Below are 23,704 nucleotides of genomic sequence, written 5' to 3'. Positions count from 1 at the left end.
GTTAAACTAATGTCAAGCAGATAGAAGGTGGGAAATTACATGTCAGTAATAAATTTATTAAATGAAGATTTACAAGCAAAATGGAAATTTGAAGAGCCGATGAAAATTCAAGACGAAATGATTCCAGCAATGCTTGAGGGCAATGATATTGTAGCCGAATCACCAACAGGGTCGGGGAAGACTTTAGCGTATGTACTTCCTTTACTAAATAAAGTAAACGGCTCAAAAAAACAAACACAAGGACTTATCGTAGCCCCATCACAGGAACTAGCAATGCAAATTGTAGAGGTTATCCGTGAATGGACAGCAGGTTCTGATATTACGGTTCAACAACTAATTGGTGGCGCAAACTCTGCACGTCAAATCGAAAAGTTAAAGAAAAAACCGACGATTGTTGTAGGAACACCAGGCCGATTAAACGAATTAGCACGCGCTGGGAAATTAAAGCTAAAAGAAATTGAAACAGTTATTTTAGATGAGTGCGATCAGTTACTAAGTCGTGAATATCGTGTTGTCGTAAAATCCTTTATCGAAAATTCAGCATTTGGGCGACAAGTAGTTGTTGTTTCAGCAACAATTACGGAAGAAATTGAATTAGTGGCTAGTCGTATGATGTTCGAGCCAGTACGCTTCAAGATTAAACCTGAAGATATGTTAAAGGTTGGTAAAGTTGTGCACTCTTTCGTGAAAGTTGAGGAGCGAGATAAAACCGATTTCCTACGCCGACTATCGCATACAGAAGGATTACGTGCATTAGCTTTCGTCAACAATATCGATCAATTGCTGATGAAAGAAACGAAATTACAATACCGTTCGGCACCGATAGTAACATTACACTCTGACATGAAAAAAGAAGAACGTAAAAAGGCGTTAGATGCATTCCGTAAAGGAGATGCGCGTATTTTAATTGCTACAGATATTGCTGCACGTGGTTTAGATATTGCAGGTTTAACACATGTTATTCATGTCGATGTCCCAAGAACAATTGAGCAATATTTGCATCGTTCTGGCCGTACAGGTCGTGCCGGAGCAGATGGTGAAGTATTGACGTTATTATCTTATCGTGATGAAAAAACGTATAAAAAATGGACAAGGGAAATTCCTGGCAAGCCTGTCCAAAAAATATGGCATGATGGCGAGCTAGTGGAAGGAAATTCAAAAACAATTGGACAAAAGCGAGGTAAATAATATGACTTTTGAAGAAAAATTACAAGCATATGCAGAACTTGCGGTAAAAGTCGGTGTCAATATTCAACCAGGGCAATACTTATTAGTCAATACATCAGTGGATGCACTAGATTTCGCCCGTTTAGTTGTGAAAGAGGCTTATAAAGCTGGGGCAGGACGTGTTCATGTTAATTTTTCAGATGATGAAATGGATCGTGCTTATTTTGAGCATGCCTCAGATGAAGAGTTTAATCGTTTCCCAGAATGGGTAGTCAAAATGCGAGATGAGCTGATCGAACGTAAAGGGGCACTATTATGGATAGACGCCGCAGATCCAGATAAATTGACTGGTATTCCAGCGGACCGTCTAGCAACACATCAAAAGGTGTCAGGAGCTGCACTGAAAAACTATCGCAACGCCGTGATGAAGGATTTGATAGCTTGGTCTATCGTTGCCGTCCCTTCACCAAAGTGGGCATCGAAAGTATTCCCGAACTTAGCAGCTGGGGAACAAGTACCAGCATTATGGGAGGCCATTTTTAAAACTGTTCGTATCGGTGAAGGCAATGCTGTTGAAAACTGGCGTGAACACGTAGTAAATTTAGAATCTCGTGCGGCCCTACTGAACAATAAAAAATATGCAAAGCTTCACTATACAGCGCCAGGTACTGATTTAACAATTGCCTTAGCGCCACAGCATAAATGGCTTACTGGAGGTAGTAAAACGCCAGATGATACTATCTTTATTGCTAATATGCCGACAGAAGAGGTTTATACGTTACCGATGAAACAAGGTGTAAATGGCTATGTAAGCAATACAAAACCATTAGTTTATCAAGGGAATATTATCGATGGCTTTAAACTGACATTTGAAGAAGGAAAAATTGTTAAGGCTGAAGCACAGGTAGGCCATGATTTATTACAGGAGCTTATTAATGTAGATGAAGGCTCTTGCTATTTAGGTGAGGTCGCACTTGTACCGCATGAATCACCAATTTCTGCATCGGAGATTTTATATTTCAATACATTATTTGATGAAAATGCATCGAACCATTTAGCGATTGGTGAAGCTTATCCAACTTGCTTAGAGGGCGGAAGAGATTTAGAAAACGGACAGCTTGAAGCGTTAGGTGCAAATATTTCAGTAACACATGAGGACTTTATGATTGGCAGCGGTGAGATGGACATTGACGGGATTTTACCAGATGGAACTGTAGAGCCAATTTTCCGCAAAGGTAGCTGGGCTTTTTAAGTAAAGAAAAGGAGCTGGGCAGATGAAACGATTACTAATCATAATTGGTGCAGCAATATTTATGATGGCATTAGGTGTTTCATCTGCTTTTGCTCAGACTGAAAACTACTTGTCCATTGGAGATTCCTTAGCAGCTGGTCAAACACCTTATCAACAGATTGATACAGGCTATAGTGATTTAATCGCCATGAGATTGGGAATGACTGGGCAATTGAGTGTCTACACGAAGGAGCTAGCTTTCCCAGGCTTTACAACAGATGATGTCTTGAAACGAGTAAAATCAGAGGAAGCAAGTGACTTATTAGCTGATGCAACACTGATTACAATTTCGGCAGGTGCTAATGATTTACTGCGACTAGTGCAGGTCAATCCAAGTGCTGGTACATTAGCCTTTTCACAGCTACAAACTGATTATGCATTAAACGTTGCCAGAAAAAATATGGTAGAGATTTTAGAGGAATTGAAAGTGCGAGCACCTAAATCAAAGGTCTATGTTATGGGCTATTATTTTGCTTACCCAAATGTTCACGCTACGCAAAAAGAAGGAACAAATGCACAGCTTATAAAGTTAAATACGATTTTACAGCAACAGGCAGAGCATGCTGGAGCAACCTATGTAGATGTGTATAATGCTTTTGGGTTAAACGCTACGAACCTTTTACCGAATATTTCTGATGTACATCCAAATTTTGAAGGCTACCGCCAAATGGCCAATGCATTTTTAAATGGGTATAGTGGAAGTAAAGCTCTAGCCATTTCTTCAAACGAATTGCCAAAGCCTAAACCTATATCATTTGAACAGATTTTAGAACAACAAGAGAAGGCTGAGAAGAAACAAGAAGAAAAAGAAAAGCCAACTCCTACTGCACGCACCATCCAAGGTTTTAAAGGATATGCTGCTTTTATGGAAAAGGTTAGAGCAATTCGGTCATAATGAACATTTCAATATTAAATATTTACAACAGGGCATCGGCAATGATGCTCTTTTTTATGTAAATCGATAAAGTGACGGATAGAACAGTCAGAACGACGGAAAGAATCCTTGAAGCGACGGATAGAACAGTCGAAGAAACGGAAAGAATCCTCGGAGCGAAGGATAGAACCGGAGTGACGGATAGAATTCCCAGAACGAAGGATAGAATCGACGCCCTCAGGAAAACGCCCAGTCGAAACGGAAATCAACCCCTATTATGGTTAGGAGCCTCATTATAATTTTCAAACTAATAAAAGGAAAAACAATCAATCCATCAGCCGTGATAAAATAAAATAGACAGGAGGCGCAAAGAATGAAAATATTTCATACAGCAGATTGGCATTTAGGGAAACTTGTACAAGGTGTCTACATGACGGAAGATCAACACTATATTTTACAGCAATTTATGCTAGCCATTGATGAGGAAAAACCGGATGTAATCATTATAGCAGGTGATTTATATGACCGTTCGATGCCCCCTATAGAGGCAGTTAATTTACTAAATGATATTTTTGCAGAAATTGTACTTGAGAAGAAAATTCCTGTGTTAGCAGTTGCTGGGAACCACGATAGTGCAGGTCGATTGAATTTTGGAAGTAGTTTAATGAGCGATAGTGGCTTACATATTAAAGGTCAATTTACGAAAGACCATGCACCGATAGTTTTACATGATGAGGATGGGGAAGTGCATTTTCATCTCGTACCATATGCAGAGCCAGCTTCAGTGCGCACTATATTAGAGGATGATTCTATTCGCTCTCATCAAGATGCAATGGAAAAAATTATCGACCATATTGCACAATGTATGGATACGACAAAACGTAATGTTTTTGTTGGACATGCCTTTGTGACGAAGTATGGCGAAGAGGAAGTAAATACTAGTGATTCAGAGCGACCTCTATCCATAGGAGGCTCGGATTGTATAAATGCAACGTTATTTAAGCCTTTTAACTACACGGCACTTGGGCATTTACATAAAGCCCATTTTGTGTTGAATGAAACGATTCGATATGCTGGTTCTCCATTGAAGTATTCTTTATCTGAGCATTTACATGAGAAGGGCTTTTTAATAGTTGAGCTAGATACACAGGGAGAAATCACTGTCACAAAACGAAAGCTTATAGCGAGACGAGATTTACGTGTTGTAGAGGGCTTGATGGATGATTTATTGCAATTACCACCAAGTGATGATTATGTATTTGTACGCTTAACAGATACGACGTCAGTAGCTTCGCCGATGGAACGTATTCGTACAGTGTTTCCTCATGCCATGCATGTGGAGCGTAAAGTAATACGCCAAGAAATACCACATGAAATTCAAGCGATTGAAACGGAGAAGGTAGAAGACATCGATTTATTCCGATCATTTTTTACAGAAATAATTGGCATACAGCCTGATCAAGATACAGAGCGTCTATTTACAGAGATGCTACAAGAATTATTAGATGAGGAGCGGGAGACAGTAAAATGAAGCCTTTAAAGTTAACGATTACTGCATTCGGTCCATATAAAAATACAGAAGTTATTGATTTTCAACAGCTTGGTGAGCATCGCCTATTTGCGATTTCCGGGAAAACAGGTGCAGGGAAAACGACGATTTTTGATGCTATATGCTATGCACTTTACGGAGCAGGTAGCGGTGAAGATCGTCAGGATACTGCTATGCTTCGAAGCGGGTTTGCAGATGATGATGCGTATACTGCTGTGGAACTCGTTTTTGAAATGCATGATAGAGTCTATCAAATTTTACGTCAGCCAGGTCATATTAAAGCAAAAAACAAAAGTGTTACTGGCAAGAAAATTGAACTAGCTGAAATCAAAGGAGACACACTTGATTATAGTATTGTAGAAAAGCAGCAAACGCTTGAGGTAGATAAAAAGCTACAGGATATAATAGGCCTCACAAAGGATCAGTTTAGTCAAATTGTTATGCTGCCACAAGGTGAATTTCGCAAGCTGTTAACCTCAGATTCTACGAATAAAGAAGTAATTTTGCGCAAAATTTTTAAAACAGATCGCTTTGGTGCGATGACAAAAAGACTTGATGCGAAACGGAAAGAAGCTGAAAGTGATTTACTGCGTGCTCAACAATTAAAGGAACATCTTCTTGGTCAAATTGCAGGCGCTTTACCACAGCGTTCGTCATCTTTATTTACTTGCATTACTAATAATACCGAAAATATGCATCAGCTGAAGAAGGCTCTGGATGAGGAGCAGGTCTACTATACTGAATGTATACAAGTAGAACAGCAGCGCTATAAAGAAGCTTATTCACATCATCAAAAAGAACAAGAATATTATAGTATGGCGAAAACGCTAAATGAACAATTTGATGAGCAAACCAATCGTCAGAACCGTCTGCAGGCATTGCTACAAGAACAAGAGATATATAGTGCAAAAGAACGTGAAATTACATTGGCAGAGCAAGCAGAGCGACTTGTCATACTTGAGCAACAATGCATCGACTTACGTGCTGAACAAAATCATAAAGAACAATCCTATCAGCAAGCAATTATGGAGCAGCAAAACGCAGAAGCTCAGTTAAAAATAGCACAAGAGAAGTTTAACGTGGAAGAGGCGAAAGAGCCTGAACGTCAGCACGTTTTACAGCAAGAATTACAGCTGCAAGCATTATTGCCGAAATTTGAGGCGTATGAGAAAAACGTTCAGCAAATGCAAATAGCTGAGCAATATGTTGTAACAGCAAAGCGAGCCGTAGAAGATAATAGTACAATCGTAAAAAAAGAACAAATGCAATTTCAGCAAGTAACAACAACAATGGAACAATATGAAAAACAACTGGAGCCCTATGAGGGGTATTTAGAACAGCTGCCAAAGCTAAAAGAGCAAGTATCATTACTCGCGCAAGTTGAAAAATACACTAGAACAGTTGAGACTACGGAGCAGGATGTCTTCACTACTAATGTCCACTATCAAGAAAGTAAGCAGGCTCTTCAAGAGCTGGAGCAACAATGGATTACAAGCCAGGCAAGTATTTTAGCACAACAGCTGAAGGACGGGGAGCCTTGCCCAGTGTGCGGTAGTACAACACATCTTGAAACACATCGTGAGCAATTAGAGGTTATCGAATTAGCACAAGTAGAAGTTTTACGAGTAAAGGCAGCTACTGATGAGCGCAAGTTTTTAGAGAAAGAAGCTTTATTGAATTCTACAAAGCAACTTTTACATGAGGCGCTAGAGCAGTTAGAAACTAATGAGATTGATCAAGCAAATCAAGCGCAAATTGTAGCTTCCTTACAAAATGTAGAGCAACAAATTACAATCTTAAAAATAGTGAGCAATCAATTAGCTGATGTACGCATGCAACAAAAGGATCATCGTGCACGAATGGAGCAGCTACAAGAAAAGCAAATAAAGCTAGAGCAATATTTAGCTGAACAGACGAAGGAATTTACCAAACAACAAGCTATTGTGGAAGAACAACAAAAGCATATTCCAGAAAATCTTAAGACGTTACAAGCATTAAAGCAGGCGATTGCTGATATAGGTTCACACAAGGTTGCATTACAAACTGCATGGCATGCTAGCCAACAAAACCTACAATCAGCCAAGGAAGCAGCGAATAATGCCAAAATGGCAGTGGAAATAGCTAAACAGGCTTATGAGGAATTAAAGTTGAAAATGGACGAAAAGCGCGAGCAATTTTCAGTAAGCATGAAGGAAGCAGGCTTTGATAGCTATGAAGAATTTGCGGCTGCTAAGCGTAGCGTGTTGCAAATAGAGGCTTTACGGAAAGTTTGTAGTGATTATACTCTGCAAATACACACATTGCAGGTACAAATTACTGAGGGGACGAAGCATCTTAAAGGACAAGAGAAACAAGATTTAACGGTAATGGAAGAAAAGTTAGAGATGCTTCGTGTAACATATGAGGAAGCTTTTAAAGTATTGCAACAGATGGAAAGATTTGCGAAAGCTTGCGCAGACTTTATAGAAAAAGTTGAGGAAACGGAACAGGAGATACGCTCACTAGAAAAAGAAGCGGGACGAGTTAAGGAACTCTATGCAATGCTAAATGGTCAGAATACGAAAAAGCTGTCCTTTGAGCGTTATATTCAAATCAATTATTTAGATAAAATTACAGAGGCAGCGAATGTTCGTCTATATCATTTATCGAATGGTCAATTTGAGCTACGACGTTCGGATCGATTAGAAAAGCATGCAAAGCAAAGTGGGCTTGGGTTAGATGTATATGATGCCTATACGGATCAATTACGAGATGTGAAAACATTATCAGGTGGAGAAAAGTTTAATGCATCATTAAGTCTTGCCCTTGGTATGGCAGATGTGATTCAAAGCTTTCAAGGTAACATCCGCATTGAAACGATGTTTATTGATGAGGGCTTTGGTTCTCTCGATGAAGAAGCATTAAATAAGGCGATTGACACTCTCATTGATTTACAAGATTCTGGACGCATGATTGGTGTCATATCACACGTTGCAGAGCTAAAAGCTACAATGCCCGCAGTTCTGCATGTCGAAAAAACAATGAATGGTCATAGTCAAACATATTTTGAAGTGAAATAAAGTGAAAAGGCGTATCTCCGTTATATGGAAATACGCCCTTTTGTTATTTTTTAGTTACGTTAGGAGTCGTTCCTTTCTTTGTAGCGATTACTTTTTTTACAATTGGGATAACGATAGGTGCTAATTTTACGGCGGTTTTGACAACTTTAGATACTTTCATAAAATAACAGCTCCTTTAACTATTGGTACTATTTGTTTAGTTCGAATATAACATTATCGGATAACGCGAACAGCTTGAACAATATTCCAAATAAGAATTCCTATTGAAACGAGTAAGTAAATTGCGAATGAAGCAAACCAAATAATAAGAAAAGTACTGCTACTTGAATCTGGGTCAAAAGTGTTAAATGAAAAGGTTGAGATGACAAAGACTGCAAATAAGATAATTCCGAATCCGACTGGAATTAAATGTGATATTAGTGCTCGAATAGAGTGACTCTTTACGTAGCTATCTTTTGAAATAAAGTAAACAACTAATGGCACAATAAAAGGGGCGAAAAAAATACTGAGATAACTAAACGCAGATAAAATTTTTTGGTTCTCCATAGTTGTACCTCCTTTTTTAATATTTACGCATGAAAAACAGCAAAGTTTCAAAAAATAATGTGGAAGAGGTTGTAATCATAACAGTGTTTGCGTACAATGAGATTGTTCAAATAAATTAAGATGTAACGACCACAAGGGGAGCTGATGATGTCAGCTGAGACTGGGCACGTAATGCCTTGACTCTTTGAACCTGTAAGTTAACACTTGCGTAGGGATGTGGATAGAAACCGACACTTTTACGATGTGAGGCTCTGTCCTGGCATCGTTTTTTATCTTTATTCAGCTACTAAAAACATGATGAATGGAGATTAAGCCTTTTTGATGCCAGATAGGGACATATTTGCCAACAGTTTTCTATTCCTGCTCTTGTATCCTACATCGGAACAAAGGAGAGAATAATTATGGACAAAAAAAGACTTTTAATGCTTGTGGAAATTGCGATATTCGCAGCGATTGGCCTTGTGCTCGATCAGGTTTCCTTCCAAGTATGGGCACAAGGAGGCTCTGTTAGTCTAGTGATGGTGCCAATAATGTTAATGGCATTTCGTTGGGGTCTTATGCCAGGTCTGACAACAGGCTTACTTATTGGTGTTATGCAAACAATGTTTGGTGCCTTTATTATACATTGGCTTCAAGGATTACTCGATTATGGTGTTGCCTTCACAGTAGTTGGTTTAGCGGCCGTTGTTCGCCGACCAGTACTCGAGGCTGCTAAAAATTTAAACAAAAAGAAAATGGCACTTTATATTATTCTAGGAACTGTATTAGCAGGATTTTTACGATATGCAGCACATACCATTGCGGGCGCTGTATTTTTCTCAGAGTATGCTGGAGATCAAAATGCGTGGATTTATTCCATCATTTATAATGGAACATATATGCTACCAGCAACAATTTTAACAGCAATTGTGGGTGTTCTGTTATTCACAGCAGCTCCTCAATTAATGCAACGAAAATCATAACTATTATGCCCTTCACATGAGTGGAGGGTTTTTATTTTTATTAAATTGAATGTAGGATTGTTGCTTTTTTAGCTAGGTTAGGGATTGCGTATATTTATGTCATGCAAATAAGTTGATCTTCGTTACGACTGGGCGACTCCTTGGGGATCAGCGATAGAGGAACGAAGGCTAAAACCATCACATCCTGTGATAACGCCTTCGTGACCAACATCGGTGCCGCTGCCGCTTCGCTTTCGCGCAAAAAACATCTGTTGACCCGAGACCCTGGAGCGCAGCGGATGTTTTCTGTGCGAAAGCGTAGCGACAGCAACAACAAAAGCGGCTCATCGGACGCCCCCAGGAAAGCGCCCAGTCGGAACGGAAATCACCCCTACGTTACGGTAATGAGCCTATTTTCAGCACTTTACAATGTAAGATGGCATATAATATTTAAAGCGTTTAGCGTTTTATGCATAGAAAGTTATGTTATATTAAATAGTAGATATTAGATGAAAGGGACGTTAAAAATGATTGTAAAAACGCAAGAAGAGATTGAAGCCTTTAAAAAAATCGGCCGTATTTGTGCTGAAATTCGTGAAGCAATGCAGGCAGCTACAAAACCAGGTGTAACAACACTTGAGCTAGATGAAATTGCAGGCCGTATGTTTGCTGAAGCAGGAGCAGTTTCTGGACCTAAAGGGGAGTATGATTTCCCAGGATATACATGTATTAGTGTTAATGAGGAAGTGGCGCATGGTATTCCAGGTAAACGTGTGATTAAAGATGGAGATATCGTAAACATAGATGTATCTGGTTCATTAAATGGCTACTTTGCAGATACTGGCATTTCATTTGTAGTTGGTGAAGGCTACGAAGATAAAGAAAAGCTGTGTCGCGTAGCTAAAAGTGCTTTCGATCGAGCGATGACAAAAGTAAAAGCTGGATCAAAATTAAACCAAATCGGAAAAGCTGTTGAGCGTGAAGCATATGCCAACGATTTAACAGTGATTATGAACCTAACTGGTCACGGTTTAGGTCGTTCCTTACATGATGAGCCAAATCATATTTTAAATTATTATGATGCATGGGATTCTACAATTATGAAGGAAGGCATGGTGCTTGCCGTCGAGCCCTTCATCTCAGCGAAAGCGGAGCATATTGTGGAAGCTGGTGATGGCTGGACATTCATTACGCCAGACAAATCATTAGTTGCCCAAATTGAGCATTCAATTATCGTTACAAAAGATAAACCAATCATCTTAACGGCATTAGATGAAGAATAAAACTAAAATCCTGCTAACCAATTTATTTTTGGTAGGCAGGATTTTTTTTAATAAATAATATACCGACAAGTAGCACACCACATAAAAACAAGGCTGCCGTTGTCACAAGTAGCTCATCAAAACCATTATGTAACGCTACCCCAATATAGGACCAGATAAAAACACTTGGGTACATAATATCAAAATGATGGAATCGAATATGTAATGCGATTGCTACCCCAATTGTCAGTAAAATAACTGCCCAAAGTGGATTGCTAAGGCCAAAACCGTTCCATTCAAAAGATGTTAGCGTAAAGCTTACGTTTGTCATCAGTATAAATGTAACCCATGCGAAGTAAATCGAGAAGGGTAAACGACCTGAGGGTGAATTATCGCTGAGAGGGTACGTATTGTACAACAAAAATATATACACTACTAAAATAAACGTACTGCCAATTGACACGATAAATAATTCATGGTGCCAAACAACAATCGTTAGCGCCTGCATGATACATATGCTACTAAAGAGAACAGTCTGTTTAATAGATGTCTTTTTTATATTCATAACTAACCAATAACCAAGTAACATGTAAACCCCAATCCAAATCACATAACTAACATTAAAAGGTGCAAAAATTACAGGAAAACGATTTGAGATTTCTAGCGAAGATTGACCGTTTATTTTCATGAAAAAGGATGAAAAGGTTAGGATAAGTGAGACAATAAAAGATACTGTCATCAAAATAAACCGAGGCATGTTTTCCTCTCCCTTCGTGTTAAATTGTATAGGGAAAAGACAAATAAGTATAGGACTGTGACATTATTTATTTTCATTATAACGGAAATTTTCAACAATGTATCGTGTTGTTTCGCTAAAATTATCTACAATTTACCATTTGAATAGTTATTCATATATTTCTTTAGTACAATAAGGATATTCAAATGTAAGGAGTGAAGTTTTAATGGCTCAAAATTTAAACAATCTAGATGTATCAGTTGAACTAGATAAGAAGATGTATAAAAAGAAATTAAAAGAACTCCAATATGAAATGTTAAATGCTCAGCAGTTTTTATTAAACAATAAAATTGGGCTAATTCTAGTGTTTGAAGGTATGGATGCTGCTGGTAAGGGTGGCGCTATTAAACGTCTAATTGAGCGTGCTGATCCACGTGGCTATGTCGTACACCCAATTTCAGCACCTCAGCCTCATGAACTACGCTACAATTATTTACAACGTTTTTGGAGAAAGCTACCACAACATGGGCAAATCGCTATTTTCGATCGTTCCTGGTATGGCCGTGTATTAGTTGAGCGTATTGAAGGATTTGCAACAAAAGAAGAATGGTCTCGTGCATACGAAGAAATTAATAATTTTGAAAAGATTTTAACAGCAGGAGATTATATTGTCATTAAGTTTTGGCTTCAAGTATCTGATGAGGAGCAGCTAAACCGTTTTAAAGAACGTGAGGAGGATCCATATAAGTCTTGGAAGCTAACAGATGAAGACTGGCGTAATCGTGAAAAAACACCTCAGTATAAAGAAGCTGCAAATGATATGTTTGAGAAGACAGATAAGAAAAATGCCCCATGGATTTTAGTACCGGGTAACGATAAAAAATATGCGCGTGTACAAGTGCTTCAAGAAACAATTGCACATATCGAACGTGAGGCGGAAAAACGTGGCCTTCATTTAACGAATGTATTCGACAAAGCGCATTTAGAAGATGCTGAATCGTCTAGCCTTGAATTGCTAGAAGAGAAACCTAAAAAACAAAAACAAAAAATTAAATAATGATGCTGATGCTGTAACAACAAGACGAAATGTTTTAGTTGTAGCAGCATCTTTTTTTACATACAATAAAATAAAACTTATTGGGCTCATTACTAAAAGTTGTGGATGATATTTGTTGAAATTTATACCATATATAAGTTGATTGGAGTGGAGACTGGGCGACTCCTTGGGGATCAGCGGCTCATCGGACGCCCCCAGGAAAGCGCCCAGTCGGAACGGAAATCAACCCCACGTTATGGTGAAGATTCACAAATTGTTTGTTAACCATTGATAGAATGAACGCAGGCATTAAAATGTATTGATAATTATCGGAAGGCTAGTGTGGAGAAATGGTGCTTAAAATTTGGAAACTATTAAGGAAAAAGGGTGGAAATGTGGTATCAATTCAGGGGAGAAAATGCTACATTCGCACATTTCAAGAAAAAGATGCACAAAGTTTAACTGGTCTCGTAAGTCGCAATAAATACTTTTGGTCTACATACGAACCATTGCAACGATCTGAATATTATACAGTTGATGCTCAATATAAAAAAATTCAAGAAAGCTTATACCTAATGGACTCAAAGAGAGAATTTACTTTCGGTATTTTTGAGCCGGGTACAAATAATCTAATAGGACATATTGCTCTTTATGCCGTAAAACGTTTACCGTACTCTAGTGCATTTGTTGGTTATGCGATGGATGAGATTTACGTAGGGAAAGGGATCGTGACAGAAGCAGTTAACATGGTCGTGAAATTTGCATTCGAGCAAGTAGGATTACATCGTGTAGAGGCTTATGTTTCAACACAAAATAATGCTTCTATCCGTGTCTTAGAAAAGTCTGGATTTCAGCGTGAAGGTCTTTTAAGAAAGCTTCTGTACATTAATGGTCAATGGGTGGACCATTATATGTATGCACGTTTAGAGGACCAATAAAAAGAAGTGTCTATCTCTCAAACAATGACGGATAGACACTTCTTTATTATTATTGTTTGCTACCGTCTTCGATTAAATCAAGGCGACCTGTATTTGGGTCAATTACTAAGCCATGAACAGGCACGTCTTTAACCATTAACGGGTGATTGCGAATTGTATCGACACTTTTCTTTACACTTGTTGCTACGTCACCAAAGCCACGTAAAAACTCTTTTAAATCAAGACCCGAATATTCCATCATTTTGATGGTTTCAGGGTTAATCCCTCTAGCAACCATTTTACTTAGCATCGCTTCTGGATCAACTGCACTCATACCGCAGTCATAATGTCCAACAACATACACCTCATCTGCTTGTAGTTCATAAACTGCTACAAGTAAACTACGCATAATTGCACCAAAAGGGTGACTAACTAATGCCCCAGCACTTTTAACGATTTTTACATCGCCATTACGTAAATTCATAGCTTTAGGTAACAGCTCTACTAGGCGAGTATCCATACAAGATAACACAACGATGCGTTTATCAGGATACTTTGTTGTAATAAAAGGCTCATATTTTTTTTCTTGAACGAAATCTTCATTAAATCTAAGAATATCTTGTAACATTGTCATGAAAGATTGCTCCCTTCCTTACAGAAATATTTTAGAGCAAAACTTTAAATATGCAAATAATAATGACAATATTCACGCAATTTCTACGAAAAAAAAGAAGTTTAGTAATTTATTTAGCGAATCGAAATGATTGAAAATAAATAAAAAACAGCTACGTTCTAGTAGCTGTTTTCAATGAGATTAAAATTCTTCTTTTGGTTTTGGATCTACAGTTACTGAAGATTTAGAATCTAAACCAACTTGTAGGTAGTGGATGAAGAATGCTAGAGAAATTAGTAAAACGGCTGAAAAGCCTAGTACAGTCGTAATGAACATGATAAAAGCTCCTCTCAACTAAAATAATCTACAATATTGTCTATAGCAATTATACAATAGGTTACTAGGAAAATCTAAGGATAATTTATGACATCCATAACATACCTAGACTAATATAATATTAGTAGGAACAAATTGCTTAAATTGCCCAGTTGCCATTACGGAAAATTGGGTCTATTTGTTCATCTGTAGTAATGCCGTCTATATTCATTTGCTCAGAACCAATCATAAAGTCTACATGTGTCAAGCTGTGATTAAGTCCATTCTTCAGTAGCTCTTCAGAAGACATTTCCTTCCCACCCTCAATACAAAAAGCATAGGCATTTCCTATCGCTAAATGATTAGAGGCGTTTTCATCAAATAATGTATTGTAAAATAATAAACCTGACTGTGAAATAGGTGATTGGTGTGGCACTAATGCTATTTCACCAAGATAATGTGCACCTTCATCTGCTGCAATAAGCGATGTTAAAATTTCTTGTCCTTGCTCAGCTTCTACGTCAACAATTCGACCATCTTTAAATGTAAGTTTAAAATTGTCAATAATGTTTCCACTATAACTTAAAGGCTTTGTGCTCGAAACATAGCCATTTACACCTGTTTTTAAAGGTGCTGTAAAGATTTCCTCAGTCGGCATATTAGCCATAAATGTTTGCCCTTTTGTATTGACGCTACCACCGCCCGTCCATACATGCTTTGTAGGTAATTCGATCGTTAAGTCCGTGCCTGGCGCTGTGTAGTGAAGCGCTTTATATTGCTTAATATTTAAATAATCAGCTTTGCTATGAAGCTCCTTATCATGCTCTTGCCAAGCTTCTACTGGATTTTCGAGGTCTGTACGTGTAGCGACAAATATCGCTTCCCACAATGCATCCATTTGTTGATTCTCTGGCAAATTAGGGAATACCTTCGCTGCCCATGCCTTGGAAGGCGCAGCAATCACTGTCCAGCTAAATTTATCTGATTGCAACCATCCATAATATTTAGCTAGTGCCTTTCCTGATGCTTTTTGGGAAGTCATAATCTTCTCATGCTCAATCCCTCTTAATAAATCAGGGTTCTGAGAAGTGATACTTAAAAATGCAGCCCCTTGCTCAGCTAGCCATTCGCGTTCTTGAACTTTCCATGGTGGGAAGAAATCAAATGAGTCTTTTGGAGCGTTTTCATAGCGAGTACGAACAAGCACATCGTCAGATAAATCGACAAAAACCTGTTTTGCACCATTTTGATACGCTATTTTAGTAATTATTTGCGCTAGTTTTAAATTATCGGTCGAACAGCTTATATAGAGATACTGATTATTTTGGATATTTACTCCTACTTTTACAGCTAGTTCGGCATATTTTAGTAATTTTGTGTCGAAGGATAATAACAAATTCATAACTCCTTTCAAATAAAGACAATTTAGTGTAATATTCTTAATTCAATATAATCAAATATGGTCGAAAAGTGAATAAAAAGTATTTATTACATCGAAAAATTTATGAAATACATTTATACTATAATATATATTTAAAAATATGGAAAAATGGACGAAATAAAGTTTAATAGGAAATTTGGAGGTTCTAGAATGGATATATCGTCGATTGTAGGGTTAATACTTGCGTTTATAGCGCTATTAACAGGAATGGTGCTAAAGGGTGTAAGCTTAAGTGCATTTTATAACCCAGCTGCCATTCTAATTATCATCTTTGGTACTATTTCCGCAGTAACAATTGCCTTCCCAATGAAGGAGTTAAAGCGTGTACCAAAACTATTTAAAATTCTTTTTAAAGAAACAAAGTTAGCAGATGATATTGAGATTATTAAGATGTTTTCACAATGGGCTGATTTAGCTCGCCGTGAAGGTCTCTTGGCACTTGAGAGTAAAGCTTCAGAGATAGAAGACCCATTTCTAAAGAATGGACTTACATTAGCAATTGATGGTCAGAATGCAGATTATATTCGTGATGTCTTAACAGAAGAAGTCGAAGCAATGGAAGAACGTCATGCTAGTGGTTCTGCAATCTTTACGCAGGCTGGTACATATGCCCCAACTTTAGGGGTACTTGGTGCGGTAGTAGGGTTAATCGCCGCATTAGCAGATATGAATGACATAGAAAAGCTAGGGCACGCTATTTCAGCTGCCTTCATGGCTACGTTATTAGGTATTTTTACAGGTTATGTTTTATGGCATCCATTTGCAAATAAATTAAAACGTAAATCAGCTGTCGAAGTTAAGCAAAAAAGAATGATGATTGAAGGCATCCTTTCTGTCTTAGAAGGGGAGGCGCCACGTGTTATCGAACAAAAACTTTCTTCTTACTTAACAATGGAAGAGCGTCGTCAAATTTCGGATGAAAGCGGGGCGGGCGGCCTTGGCAAAGAAAGCTAAGAAAAAAAAGCATGATGAGCATATCGATGAGTCTTGGCTAGTTCCGTATGCAGATATTTTAACATTGCTATTAGCTGTGTTTATCATATTATTTGCATCCAGTTCAGTAGACCAAGAAAAGCTAGAGAGAATGTCAGCAGTGTTTAATCAAGTATTTGATGGTGGAACAAGCTTTTTAGAGCAGCCTTCGCCGGTCCAAAGTCCGAATGCAGAAAGTGACCAAACACCACAACAGGCACAGCAAAACTCTGCGTATTTAAAGGATCAGCAAGAGTTGGCTGAAATTAAAGATAGTGTGGATAATTTTATCGCTGTTAATGAGATGGAAGGTCAGTTTGCAACAGCAATGACTGATGAGGGTTTACTTGTAACAATTCGTGATAGTATTCTGTTTGATCCAGGGAAGGTAAATGTTAAACCAGAATATACTCCAGTTGTGAAGGAGCTTGCGGATGTATTAGTATCTAATCCACCGCGTAACATTGTTATCACAGGGCATACAGATAATGTCCCAGCAGGACCCGATTTCTCGTCAAATCTGGAGTTATCATTATTGCGTGCTTCAAATTTCTATATGGTTCTATTGAATAGTAATTCTCAATTAAAGTCTGAGAACTTTAGTGCTAAAGGGTATGGCGAAAACCGAGCTATTGCTCCGAATGACACTCCTGAGGGTCGTGCTAAAAATCGTCGTGTAGAAGTGTTAATTCAACCTCTTGTTACGGAGGACGGCTCATCTGCAAAAAAAAGCTGAATAAGTTAAAATATTAAGTAATGAGGCCTTTCAAACCAAAAAGCTATTAGCAATGCTTATGCTAATAGCTTTTTATCTTTTCAACTTAACTTGGATAGGGATGTTTTCTTATTTACGTAATGAGCCTAATTCAGCAACGATGGCTTGCATCTCACTTGGACTGAATGTGTCGCGTTTCATGACCATTTTGTATAAATAAACTAAGTCTTCGTAATTAGCTTCATCGAAATTTTCCGATTTCATTGCATCAACATTAACCATACGAAGCTTGTCTTTCATTTGATCAACCATATAAATAACGTTCTCTTTTGACGGTACTGATAAATCCATTTATTTAAGCCTACCTTTCGTAATCCTCGCACATATCATTTCATTGAATAAAAAAAATGTCAACACTGTATTTGGGCATTGCTTTAAAAATAGACTGTTATTGGGTAGAATAAGGGCAGTAAGTAGTTTAATTATGGTTCATCACCATAACGTGTAGTTGATTTCCATTCCGACTGGGCGCGTCCAGTCGGAACGTAAATCAACTTATATATATGGCATGCGTTTTAACAAAATCATCCCTAATTTTTGGCGATGAATCTTAATTATCTTAAAGGAATATACATTTACCAAGCAGGGGGTATTTAATATGGGACAAAGTAAATTATTAGCATCCATCGTAGTTGGTGCCACAGTTGGTGCTGCACTAAGCATGTTTGACCGTACAACGCGTGAAAAAACAATAGCTACAACGAAAAAGATGAAAGAAGCAATCTCGTTTTATGCATCCAATCGAGAGGAATTACAAGTACTAGTTGAGGAAAAAGTATTGGCCACTAAAGTGCTGTGTGAAAGTGTAACAGAAAATGTCAACACAATCGTTGAAAAAGTTGATGAATTTAAAGAATTACCTTCCACAATCGAAGGCATGATTAATGACACAAAATCAGCCTTTTCTTTACCTAATAAAGAATAGTTGTTGTACAGGAGGGAATTTGTATGGAAAAGAAAAAAGCATCGATACAGACAGCAGTCGGTGTGGTGAAATCATTTGTCTCACCAGAAGAAGACGCTGTAGATTTGATGACATCAAAGGGCTTTATGCAAGATTTAATACTACGCATACAGCGAGTAGATATATCAGCTCTTGCCGCACAGTTAGCTTATTTCTTTTTACTATCTTTTTTCCCACTACTAATTTTCCTAGTCACATTACTACCATATCTGAATTTAGAGACGACGCAAGTGTATTCATTTCTAGTAAATATTATGCCGGATGAGGTATATAGGCTTATTGAAAATACACTAAATGAAATTTTAACAATCCGTAATAGTAGTTTATTATCTATCGGGGTGCTTGGAACAATATGGTCTGCTTCCAAAGGAATTAATGCGTTGATTAGAGCCCTAAATAAGGCCTATGATACAGAGACTAGGGGAAGTATATTAGATCGAGGGTTGTCCCTTGTTTTCACCATAGCATTTGTTATTGTTATTGCTGTCGCTCTACTTTTACCGGTTTTTGGGCAACAAGTCGGACATTTTTTATTTTCGATTGTTGGCATTGAAGAGCAGTTTGAAATAATCTGGCATAGAATGCGTTGGTCGATGCCACCACTACTTATTTTTATAGTTTTAATGGGGATATATAGATTTGTTCCAAATACAAATCCTCGTTTGAAGTTAATGAGAGTTTGGCCAGGGGCATTGTTTTCAACTCTAGCCTGGCTGGCTGCAACATATGTTTTTTCTTTTTATATTAGTAATTTCGCAAATTATTCAGCTACATATGGCAGTATCGGTGGGGTTATTATTTTAATGCTTTGGCTATATTTCACGGGGATTATATTAATTTTTGGTGGCGTTTTAAATGCAACAATGCAGAAGAAGGCTTTGCAAAAAGAACGTATTAAGCAAAATACACTAGCAAATAGTTAGCAATATTGAAACAAACAGCCTCGCCATCACGATTTGTGATGCGAGGCTGTTTGTTTATACGTTTTTATTAAGCATACGTAAGCCGTTTAAAATAACTAAAATGGTGCTTCCCTCATGTCCAATTACACCTAGAGGTAAATCGACAATCTGTAAGAAGTTTGAAGCGATTAATAAAACGATAATGCTGATAGAGAAGAAGACGTTTTGTTTGACGATGCGTTGCATTTTACGTGATAAACGTACTGCATAGGCAATTTTTGATAAGTCATTTTTCATTAAAACGACATCTGCTGTTTCCAGAGCCACATCTGTTCCTTCTCCCATAGCAATTCCAGTAGTGGCAGTTGCTAATGCAGGTGCATCATTAATACCGTCTCCGACCATCCCTACATATTTATGTTGAGTAAGAAGTCGTTTCATCTCAGTCACTTTTGTTTCAGGGAGACATTCAGCAACGTATTCTGTCACGCCTGCTTCCTTGGCAATTACCTTCGCTGTCTTCTCGTTATCACCCGTTAGCATGACGACATCGATGCCTAGCTCTTTTAGTAATGATACTGCTTTTTTTGCTTCATTGCGAACGGTATCCTTTAAGGCTGCTAATGCGACAATGCCGTCCTTGTCACGAATGAAAATAACTGTTTTGCCTTCTGCTGCTAGCTTTGTCGCTACACCATCTGCAAAATTATCAGCTTCCTCTGCACCTACAAAATCGGGTTTCCCTACTTGATACTCCATATCATCTACATAACCTTTTATGCCCCAGCCAGGGATATCTTGAATGGATGCATGTGGGAACTTTGTTAGACCTTCAGCCTTAGCATATGAAGTAATTGCTTGTGCAAGCGGATGATTCGATTGTGATTCAATACCAGCTAGGATTGCCAACGCCATTTCTCGATCTTTTTCCTCATGAACAATAAAATCAGTCACGACGGGTTTTCCTTGTGTTAAAGTACCTGTTTTATCGACTGCTAGTGCACGTAAAGCACCTAAATGCTCTAAATGTAAGCCTCCTTTAAATAGCACACCGTTTTTTGCACCATTTGAAATTGCTGCAAGAGTTGCTGGCATAATGGATGCAACAAGTGCGCATGGAGAAGCAACTACTAGGAGCACCATTGCTCGATAGAAAGTTGTTGTCCAGTCCCAACCGAGTACAAAATGAGGTAGGAACATCATTAGAGCAACAGTAAGTAGCACAAATTTCACATACGTACCTTCGAATTTTTCTATGAACTGTTGAGAAGGTGATTTTTCACTTTGTGCATTTTGGACAAGTGTAATAATTTTTTGGAATAGTGTTTCAGAGTTCGGCTTAGTCATTTCCATCGTAATGGCACCATTTAAGTTCACTGTACCTGCAAATACCTCGTCGCCTTCACGTTTTGCCACTGGAAGCGGCTCACCGCTAATTGCAGATTCATCGATAGAAGACTGTCCTTTAAAGATTACACCGTCTGCTGGTACACGTTCACCGGGTTTTATAAACAGATGATCTCCGATTTGTAATGTAGAGACAGAAACTTTCATTGGTTCAAAGCCACCACGAACAAGCCAAGCCTCTTCAGGTTGTAAATTCATGAGCGCAGAAATTTCACGATGACTTTTATTCATTGCGTATGTTTCAAGAGCACCACTTACAGCAAAAATGAAAATAAGAATAGCACCCTCCGTCCAATAACCGATTGCAGCGGAACCAATTGCAGCTAATACCATCAATAGTTCAACATTAAGCTCTTTATTTTCAATGGTTTCTTCAATACCTTCTTTTGCTTTAGCAAATCCACCAACGCAAAATGCCACAATATATAAAAGAACGGATGCTGTTGTTTGCCCGCTAGTATCTAAACGCCATGCGAGTAAAATGAACAAACCTGCTAAAAGGGCAGCGATTAATTCAGCGTGTTCTTTTGTTTTCTCAATTAAATTAATATTTTCTCGATTAGAGCGTTCCATCTTTATCCCCCTTGATAATGAAAATCAATATCAAAACCCTTATAATACAATATATATAAACAATGTCTAATTGAAAATAGCTTTCAACTAACTCCTTTCTAGTTTAGAATCATTATAACAAAGGTGTTTTAAAAAAGAAAGTAAGAAATTTGAAGGAATTTTTAAGGAAGGGGATAAAAGTAGTCCTAGATTGAGATTGAGGTGATTATGAGGTTTTTTGAAATAATTTTGAACATAAGAAAAAGCACAGATATCCATAGGAATATTCTGTGCTTTTCAAATTTGTGCAGTGCAAATGCCCTTAACTTTAGGAATTACTGCATAAATATTTAGGCTCATCACAATACGTGGGTCGATTTCTGTTCCGCCCAGCCTTCACTCAACATGGCATACATTTTATAAAATGTCATCTCCAACTTTTGGTGATGAGCCATAAATTATTAAGTTATAAATTCGTTTTTGCAGTGTGGCTACCGCTATGCTTTCGCCACAGATTAAAAAACAATTACTACTCATCAAAGTAACGTTTTATAAAAGAAATTTTTCCTATTAGAAAACACGCTCTGCATGTAGCGCAAGTTTTTCTAGGGATGATTTATCTACGTCTGCGTGTAGAGAATTACCGTGAGAATCCATTGTTACAACAGCTGTGAACTTCTCAACGTTTAAGTGCCACATTGCTTCTGGAACACCGAATTCCATTAGGTCAACACCATCTACACCTTTAATGCAGTCAGCGTAGTATTGTGCAGCACCACCGATTGCATTTAAGTAAACGCCACCGTGCTCTTCTAATGCAGCAAGAGTTTTTGGTCCCATACCGCCTTTACCAATTACAGCACGGATACCGAATTTTTTCATGATGTCACCTTGATATGGCTCCTCACGAATAGAAGTAGTTGGACCAGCTGCTTTTACTGTCCAGTTGCCTTCTGCATCTTTTGCCATTACAGGGCCACAGTGATAAATAACTTGTCCATTAAGATCAACTGGAGCATCGTGGCTCATTAAATGATGGTGAATTGCGTCACGACCAGTATACATACGACCAGTAATCGAAACAACGTCACCAACTTTTAGAGCACGAATTTGTTCTTCAGTAATTGGTGCAGTAAGTTCCACTACATCTGTAGTAGTATCTTCTGTTGTTGCTGCAACTTCATCTTCTTTAAATGTAATTTTTTCGCCTTCTTGATAATGCCAGTTAATAATTTCGCCAGTTTGAGGATTGATGTCCACAGCCATACGACGGTATGCCCAGCAGTTATAAGCTACTGATACGTAGAATGATGCAGGGATACGGTGCATAACACCAATTTTACAGCCAAGTAATGTTGCTTCACCACCGAAGCCCATTGTACCAATACCAAATGTGTTTGCAGTTTTCACTACATATTCTTCTAATTTAGCAAGATCAGAATTTGGATTTGTATCTTCCACATGACGGAATAACTGTTCTTTCGCCAAGTCGTAGCCAGAAGAGCGATCGCCACCGATACCTACACCGATGAAACCAGCTGAACAGCCTTGTCCTTGTGCTTGGTATACTGAGTGAAGGATACATTTACGGATACCATCTAAATCACGACCAGCGCGACCAAGACCATCAATTTCACATGGTAGGCTATACTGGATGTTTTTGTTTTCACAGCCGCCACCTTTAAGGATTAATTTAATTGTAATGTAGTCGTTTTCCCATTGTTCGAATTTCATAACAGGTAGACCGTCACCTAGGTTATTACCGCTGTTTGCGCCTGTTAATGAATCAACCGCATTTGGACGCAATTTTGCATCTGCAGAAGTTTCGACAATAGCTTTTTTAATAGCTTCTTTAATTTCTAATTGGTTTACACCAACAGGAGTATAAATTTTGAATGTTGGTAGACCAGTATCTTGACAGATTGGTGACACATTATCTTCTGCCATAATGATATTATTTGAGATTGTGTCTAAGCTCATTGCAGCTCGAGTACCAGCGTTTTCAGCTTCTTTCGCCTTTTTAATAGCACGACGTACATCTTTAGGTAAGTTTGTAGATGTTTCTGTAATTAAATTGTAAAGACTTTTCTCCAAAGTTTGTATATTCATTTGGTATTGCCCCCCATAGAAAATTTGATTATTTCCACGTTACATTATACTCTTTTCAACTAATGAAAAAAAGAGTTCAACTCATTGTGGTCGGAATTAACGATCTATTCTCAAAAAGAGGTAATTTAAATGTGAAATTATGTAATTTTAGTTTGATTGATCATGTAGCTGATCGTATTTTGAGCCAACCCGATCAGATCTCCTGTGAACCTAATCGATATATAAATACTTACCTAATCATATATATATTGAACGAGTTGGTACTAGCCTTATTTA

General features: G+C 38.0%; 21 protein-coding genes and 1 riboswitch. Of the genes, 13 read left to right on the top strand and 8 right to left on the bottom strand.

What is annotated here, in order from left to right; all coding sequences use genetic code 11:
* The first annotated feature begins 39 nt into the window (after window positions 1–39).
* The 5 genes from AN161_RS25535 to AN161_RS25515 all read left to right on the top strand — a co-directional run bounded on the left by AN161_RS25535 (window position 40) and on the right by AN161_RS25515 (window position 7,940).
* A complete protein-coding gene (locus AN161_RS25535; RefSeq protein ID WP_053597129.1) occupies window positions 40–1,188 on the top strand; it encodes a DEAD/DEAH box helicase in 1,149 nt (382 codons plus the stop codon).
* 1 nt (window position 1,189) lies between these two features.
* On the top strand, window positions 1,190–2,419 hold the full coding sequence (locus tag AN161_RS25530; RefSeq protein ID WP_053597128.1) for an aminopeptidase: 1,230 nt from the start codon (window positions 1,190–1,192) through the stop codon (window positions 2,417–2,419).
* 22 nt (window positions 2,420–2,441) lie between these two features.
* Entirely contained in the window at window positions 2,442–3,353 is a 912-nt protein-coding gene (locus AN161_RS25525; RefSeq protein WP_053597127.1) for an SGNH/GDSL hydrolase family protein, read from the top strand.
* A gap of 352 nt (window positions 3,354–3,705) precedes the next feature.
* Entirely contained in the window at window positions 3,706–4,863 is a 1,158-nt protein-coding gene (locus AN161_RS25520) for an exonuclease SbcCD subunit D (RefSeq protein WP_053597126.1), read from the top strand.
* Window positions 4,860–7,940 carry an SMC family ATPase gene (locus AN161_RS25515; RefSeq protein WP_053597125.1) on the top strand — a complete coding sequence of 1,027 codons (3,081 nt, stop codon included), beginning with the start codon at window positions 4,860–4,862 and terminating at the stop codon, window positions 7,938–7,940. The genes AN161_RS25520 and AN161_RS25515 overlap by 4 nt, the downstream gene beginning before the upstream one ends.
* Before the next feature lie 213 nt (window positions 7,941–8,153).
* Here AN161_RS25515 and AN161_RS25510 read toward each other — a convergent pair whose 3' ends face one another.
* Window positions 8,154–8,486: a DUF4870 domain-containing protein gene (locus tag AN161_RS25510; protein ID WP_053597124.1), complete on the bottom strand. Its 333-nt coding sequence runs from the start codon at window positions 8,484–8,486 to the stop codon at window positions 8,154–8,156.
* Window positions 8,487–8,610: 124 nt separating this feature from the next.
* Window positions 8,611–8,718, top strand: a riboswitch (TPP riboswitch).
* Between the two features lie 169 nt (window positions 8,719–8,887).
* Here AN161_RS25510 and thiT point away from each other — a divergent pair.
* Window positions 8,888–9,448: an energy-coupled thiamine transporter ThiT gene (gene thiT / locus AN161_RS25505; protein WP_053597123.1), complete on the top strand. Its 561-nt coding sequence runs from the start codon at window positions 8,888–8,890 to the stop codon at window positions 9,446–9,448.
* Window positions 9,449–9,954: 506 nt separating this feature from the next.
* On the top strand, window positions 9,955–10,710 hold the full coding sequence (gene map, locus AN161_RS25500; protein ID WP_053597122.1) for a type I methionyl aminopeptidase: 756 nt from the start codon (window positions 9,955–9,957) through the stop codon (window positions 10,708–10,710).
* A 22-nt stretch (window positions 10,711–10,732) separates the two neighbouring features.
* Here the strand turns inward: map and AN161_RS25495 are convergent, their stop codons facing one another.
* On the bottom strand, window positions 10,733–11,446 hold the full coding sequence (locus AN161_RS25495; protein ID WP_053597121.1) for a hypothetical protein: 714 nt from the start codon (window positions 11,444–11,446) through the stop codon (window positions 10,733–10,735).
* A 205-nt stretch (window positions 11,447–11,651) separates the two neighbouring features.
* Between AN161_RS25495 and AN161_RS25490 the strand changes: the two genes are divergently transcribed.
* Together AN161_RS25490 and AN161_RS25485 are read left to right on the top strand one after the other, a co-directional pair.
* Window positions 11,652–12,482, top strand: coding sequence for a polyphosphate kinase (locus tag AN161_RS25490; RefSeq protein ID WP_053597120.1), 831 nt, complete (start codon window positions 11,652–11,654; stop codon window positions 12,480–12,482).
* Between the two features lie 329 nt (window positions 12,483–12,811).
* On the top strand, window positions 12,812–13,399 hold the full coding sequence (locus AN161_RS25485; RefSeq protein WP_053597119.1) for a GNAT family protein: 588 nt from the start codon (window positions 12,812–12,814) through the stop codon (window positions 13,397–13,399).
* A 49-nt stretch (window positions 13,400–13,448) separates the two neighbouring features.
* Here the strand turns inward: AN161_RS25485 and AN161_RS25480 are convergent, their stop codons facing one another.
* From AN161_RS25480 to AN161_RS25475, 3 genes are all read right to left on the bottom strand, one after another.
* Entirely contained in the window at window positions 13,449–14,012 is a 564-nt protein-coding gene (locus AN161_RS25480; protein WP_053597118.1) for a carbonic anhydrase, read from the bottom strand.
* Window positions 14,013–14,192: 180 nt separating this feature from the next.
* Window positions 14,193–14,327 carry a hypothetical protein gene (locus AN161_RS31195; protein WP_277815985.1) on the bottom strand — a complete coding sequence of 45 codons (135 nt, stop codon included), beginning with the start codon at window positions 14,325–14,327 and terminating at the stop codon, window positions 14,193–14,195.
* A gap of 139 nt (window positions 14,328–14,466) precedes the next feature.
* Window positions 14,467–15,708, bottom strand: coding sequence for an aminopeptidase (locus AN161_RS25475; RefSeq protein WP_053597117.1), 1,242 nt, complete (start codon window positions 15,706–15,708; stop codon window positions 14,467–14,469).
* Window positions 15,709–15,897: 189 nt separating this feature from the next.
* Between AN161_RS25475 and motA the strand changes: the two genes are divergently transcribed.
* Window positions 15,898–16,701, top strand: coding sequence for a flagellar motor stator protein MotA (gene motA / locus AN161_RS25470; RefSeq protein ID WP_053597116.1), 804 nt, complete (start codon window positions 15,898–15,900; stop codon window positions 16,699–16,701).
* Entirely contained in the window at window positions 16,685–17,455 is a 771-nt protein-coding gene (gene motB / locus AN161_RS25465) for a flagellar motor protein MotB (RefSeq protein ID WP_053597115.1), read from the top strand. Before motA ends, motB begins: the two co-directional genes overlap by 17 nt.
* A gap of 108 nt (window positions 17,456–17,563) precedes the next feature.
* On the opposite strand, the gene AN161_RS25460 is transcribed toward motB, so the two are convergent.
* On the bottom strand, window positions 17,564–17,785 hold the full coding sequence (locus AN161_RS25460) for a DUF1128 domain-containing protein (RefSeq protein WP_053597114.1): 222 nt from the start codon (window positions 17,783–17,785) through the stop codon (window positions 17,564–17,566).
* A gap of 307 nt (window positions 17,786–18,092) precedes the next feature.
* Between AN161_RS25460 and AN161_RS25455 the strand changes: the two genes are divergently transcribed.
* Together AN161_RS25455 and AN161_RS25450 are read left to right on the top strand one after the other, a co-directional pair.
* The gene (locus tag AN161_RS25455) at window positions 18,093–18,419 is read left to right on the top strand and encodes a hypothetical protein (protein ID WP_053597113.1); all 327 of its coding nucleotides are present in this window, start codon (window positions 18,093–18,095) and stop codon (window positions 18,417–18,419) included.
* A gap of 23 nt (window positions 18,420–18,442) precedes the next feature.
* On the top strand, window positions 18,443–19,381 hold the full coding sequence (locus AN161_RS25450) for a YihY/virulence factor BrkB family protein (RefSeq protein WP_053597112.1): 939 nt from the start codon (window positions 18,443–18,445) through the stop codon (window positions 19,379–19,381).
* 54 nt (window positions 19,382–19,435) lie between these two features.
* Here the strand turns inward: AN161_RS25450 and AN161_RS25445 are convergent, their stop codons facing one another.
* Both AN161_RS25445 and AN161_RS25440 read right to left on the bottom strand, forming a co-directional pair.
* Entirely contained in the window at window positions 19,436–21,340 is a 1,905-nt protein-coding gene (locus AN161_RS25445) for a heavy metal translocating P-type ATPase (RefSeq protein WP_053597111.1), read from the bottom strand.
* A gap of 549 nt (window positions 21,341–21,889) precedes the next feature.
* Entirely contained in the window at window positions 21,890–23,428 is a 1,539-nt protein-coding gene (locus AN161_RS25440; protein WP_053597110.1) for a fumarate hydratase, read from the bottom strand.
* Between the last annotated feature and the right edge of the window lie 276 nt (window positions 23,429–23,704).

Source organism: Lysinibacillus sp. FJAT-14222, assembly GCF_001278875.1.
Lineage (GTDB): Bacteria > Bacillota > Bacilli > Bacillales_A > Planococcaceae > Lysinibacillus > Lysinibacillus agricola.
The sequence above is the reverse complement of the archived record's forward strand: the minus strand, read 5'-3'. Positions and strand labels throughout refer to the sequence as shown.

Coding starts and splice junctions, on each gene's coding strand:
- AN161_RS25535 (WP_053597129.1), top strand. CDS start 40: ATGTCAGTAATAAATTTATTAAATGAAGATTTACAAGCAAAATGGAAA.
- AN161_RS25530 (WP_053597128.1), top strand. CDS start 1,190: ATGACTTTTGAAGAAAAATTACAAGCATATGCAGAACTTGCGGTAAAA.
- AN161_RS25525 (WP_053597127.1), top strand. CDS start 2,442: ATGAAACGATTACTAATCATAATTGGTGCAGCAATATTTATGATGGCA.
- AN161_RS25520 (WP_053597126.1), top strand. CDS start 3,706: ATGAAAATATTTCATACAGCAGATTGGCATTTAGGGAAACTTGTACAA.
- AN161_RS25515 (WP_053597125.1), top strand. CDS start 4,860: ATGAAGCCTTTAAAGTTAACGATTACTGCATTCGGTCCATATAAAAAT.
- AN161_RS25510 (WP_053597124.1), bottom strand. CDS start 8,486: ATGGAGAACCAAAAAATTTTATCTGCGTTTAGTTATCTCAGTATTTTT.
- thiT (WP_053597123.1), top strand. CDS start 8,888: ATGGACAAAAAAAGACTTTTAATGCTTGTGGAAATTGCGATATTCGCA.
- map (WP_053597122.1), top strand. CDS start 9,955: ATGATTGTAAAAACGCAAGAAGAGATTGAAGCCTTTAAAAAAATCGGC.
- AN161_RS25495 (WP_053597121.1), bottom strand. CDS start 11,446: ATGCCTCGGTTTATTTTGATGACAGTATCTTTTATTGTCTCACTTATC.
- AN161_RS25490 (WP_053597120.1), top strand. CDS start 11,652: ATGGCTCAAAATTTAAACAATCTAGATGTATCAGTTGAACTAGATAAG.
- AN161_RS25485 (WP_053597119.1), top strand. CDS start 12,812: ATGGTGCTTAAAATTTGGAAACTATTAAGGAAAAAGGGTGGAAATGTG.
- AN161_RS25480 (WP_053597118.1), bottom strand. CDS start 14,012: ATGACAATGTTACAAGATATTCTTAGATTTAATGAAGATTTCGTTCAA.
- AN161_RS31195 (WP_277815985.1), bottom strand. CDS start 14,327: ATGTTCATTACGACTGTACTAGGCTTTTCAGCCGTTTTACTAATTTCT.
- AN161_RS25475 (WP_053597117.1), bottom strand. CDS start 15,708: ATGAATTTGTTATTATCCTTCGACACAAAATTACTAAAATATGCCGAA.
- motA (WP_053597116.1), top strand. CDS start 15,898: ATGGATATATCGTCGATTGTAGGGTTAATACTTGCGTTTATAGCGCTA.
- AN161_RS25460 (WP_053597114.1), bottom strand. CDS start 17,785: ATGGATTTATCAGTACCGTCAAAAGAGAACGTTATTTATATGGTTGAT.
- AN161_RS25455 (WP_053597113.1), top strand. CDS start 18,093: ATGGGACAAAGTAAATTATTAGCATCCATCGTAGTTGGTGCCACAGTT.
- AN161_RS25450 (WP_053597112.1), top strand. CDS start 18,443: ATGGAAAAGAAAAAAGCATCGATACAGACAGCAGTCGGTGTGGTGAAA.
- AN161_RS25445 (WP_053597111.1), bottom strand. CDS start 21,340: ATGGAACGCTCTAATCGAGAAAATATTAATTTAATTGAGAAAACAAAA.
- AN161_RS25440 (WP_053597110.1), bottom strand. CDS start 23,428: ATGAATATACAAACTTTGGAGAAAAGTCTTTACAATTTAATTACAGAA.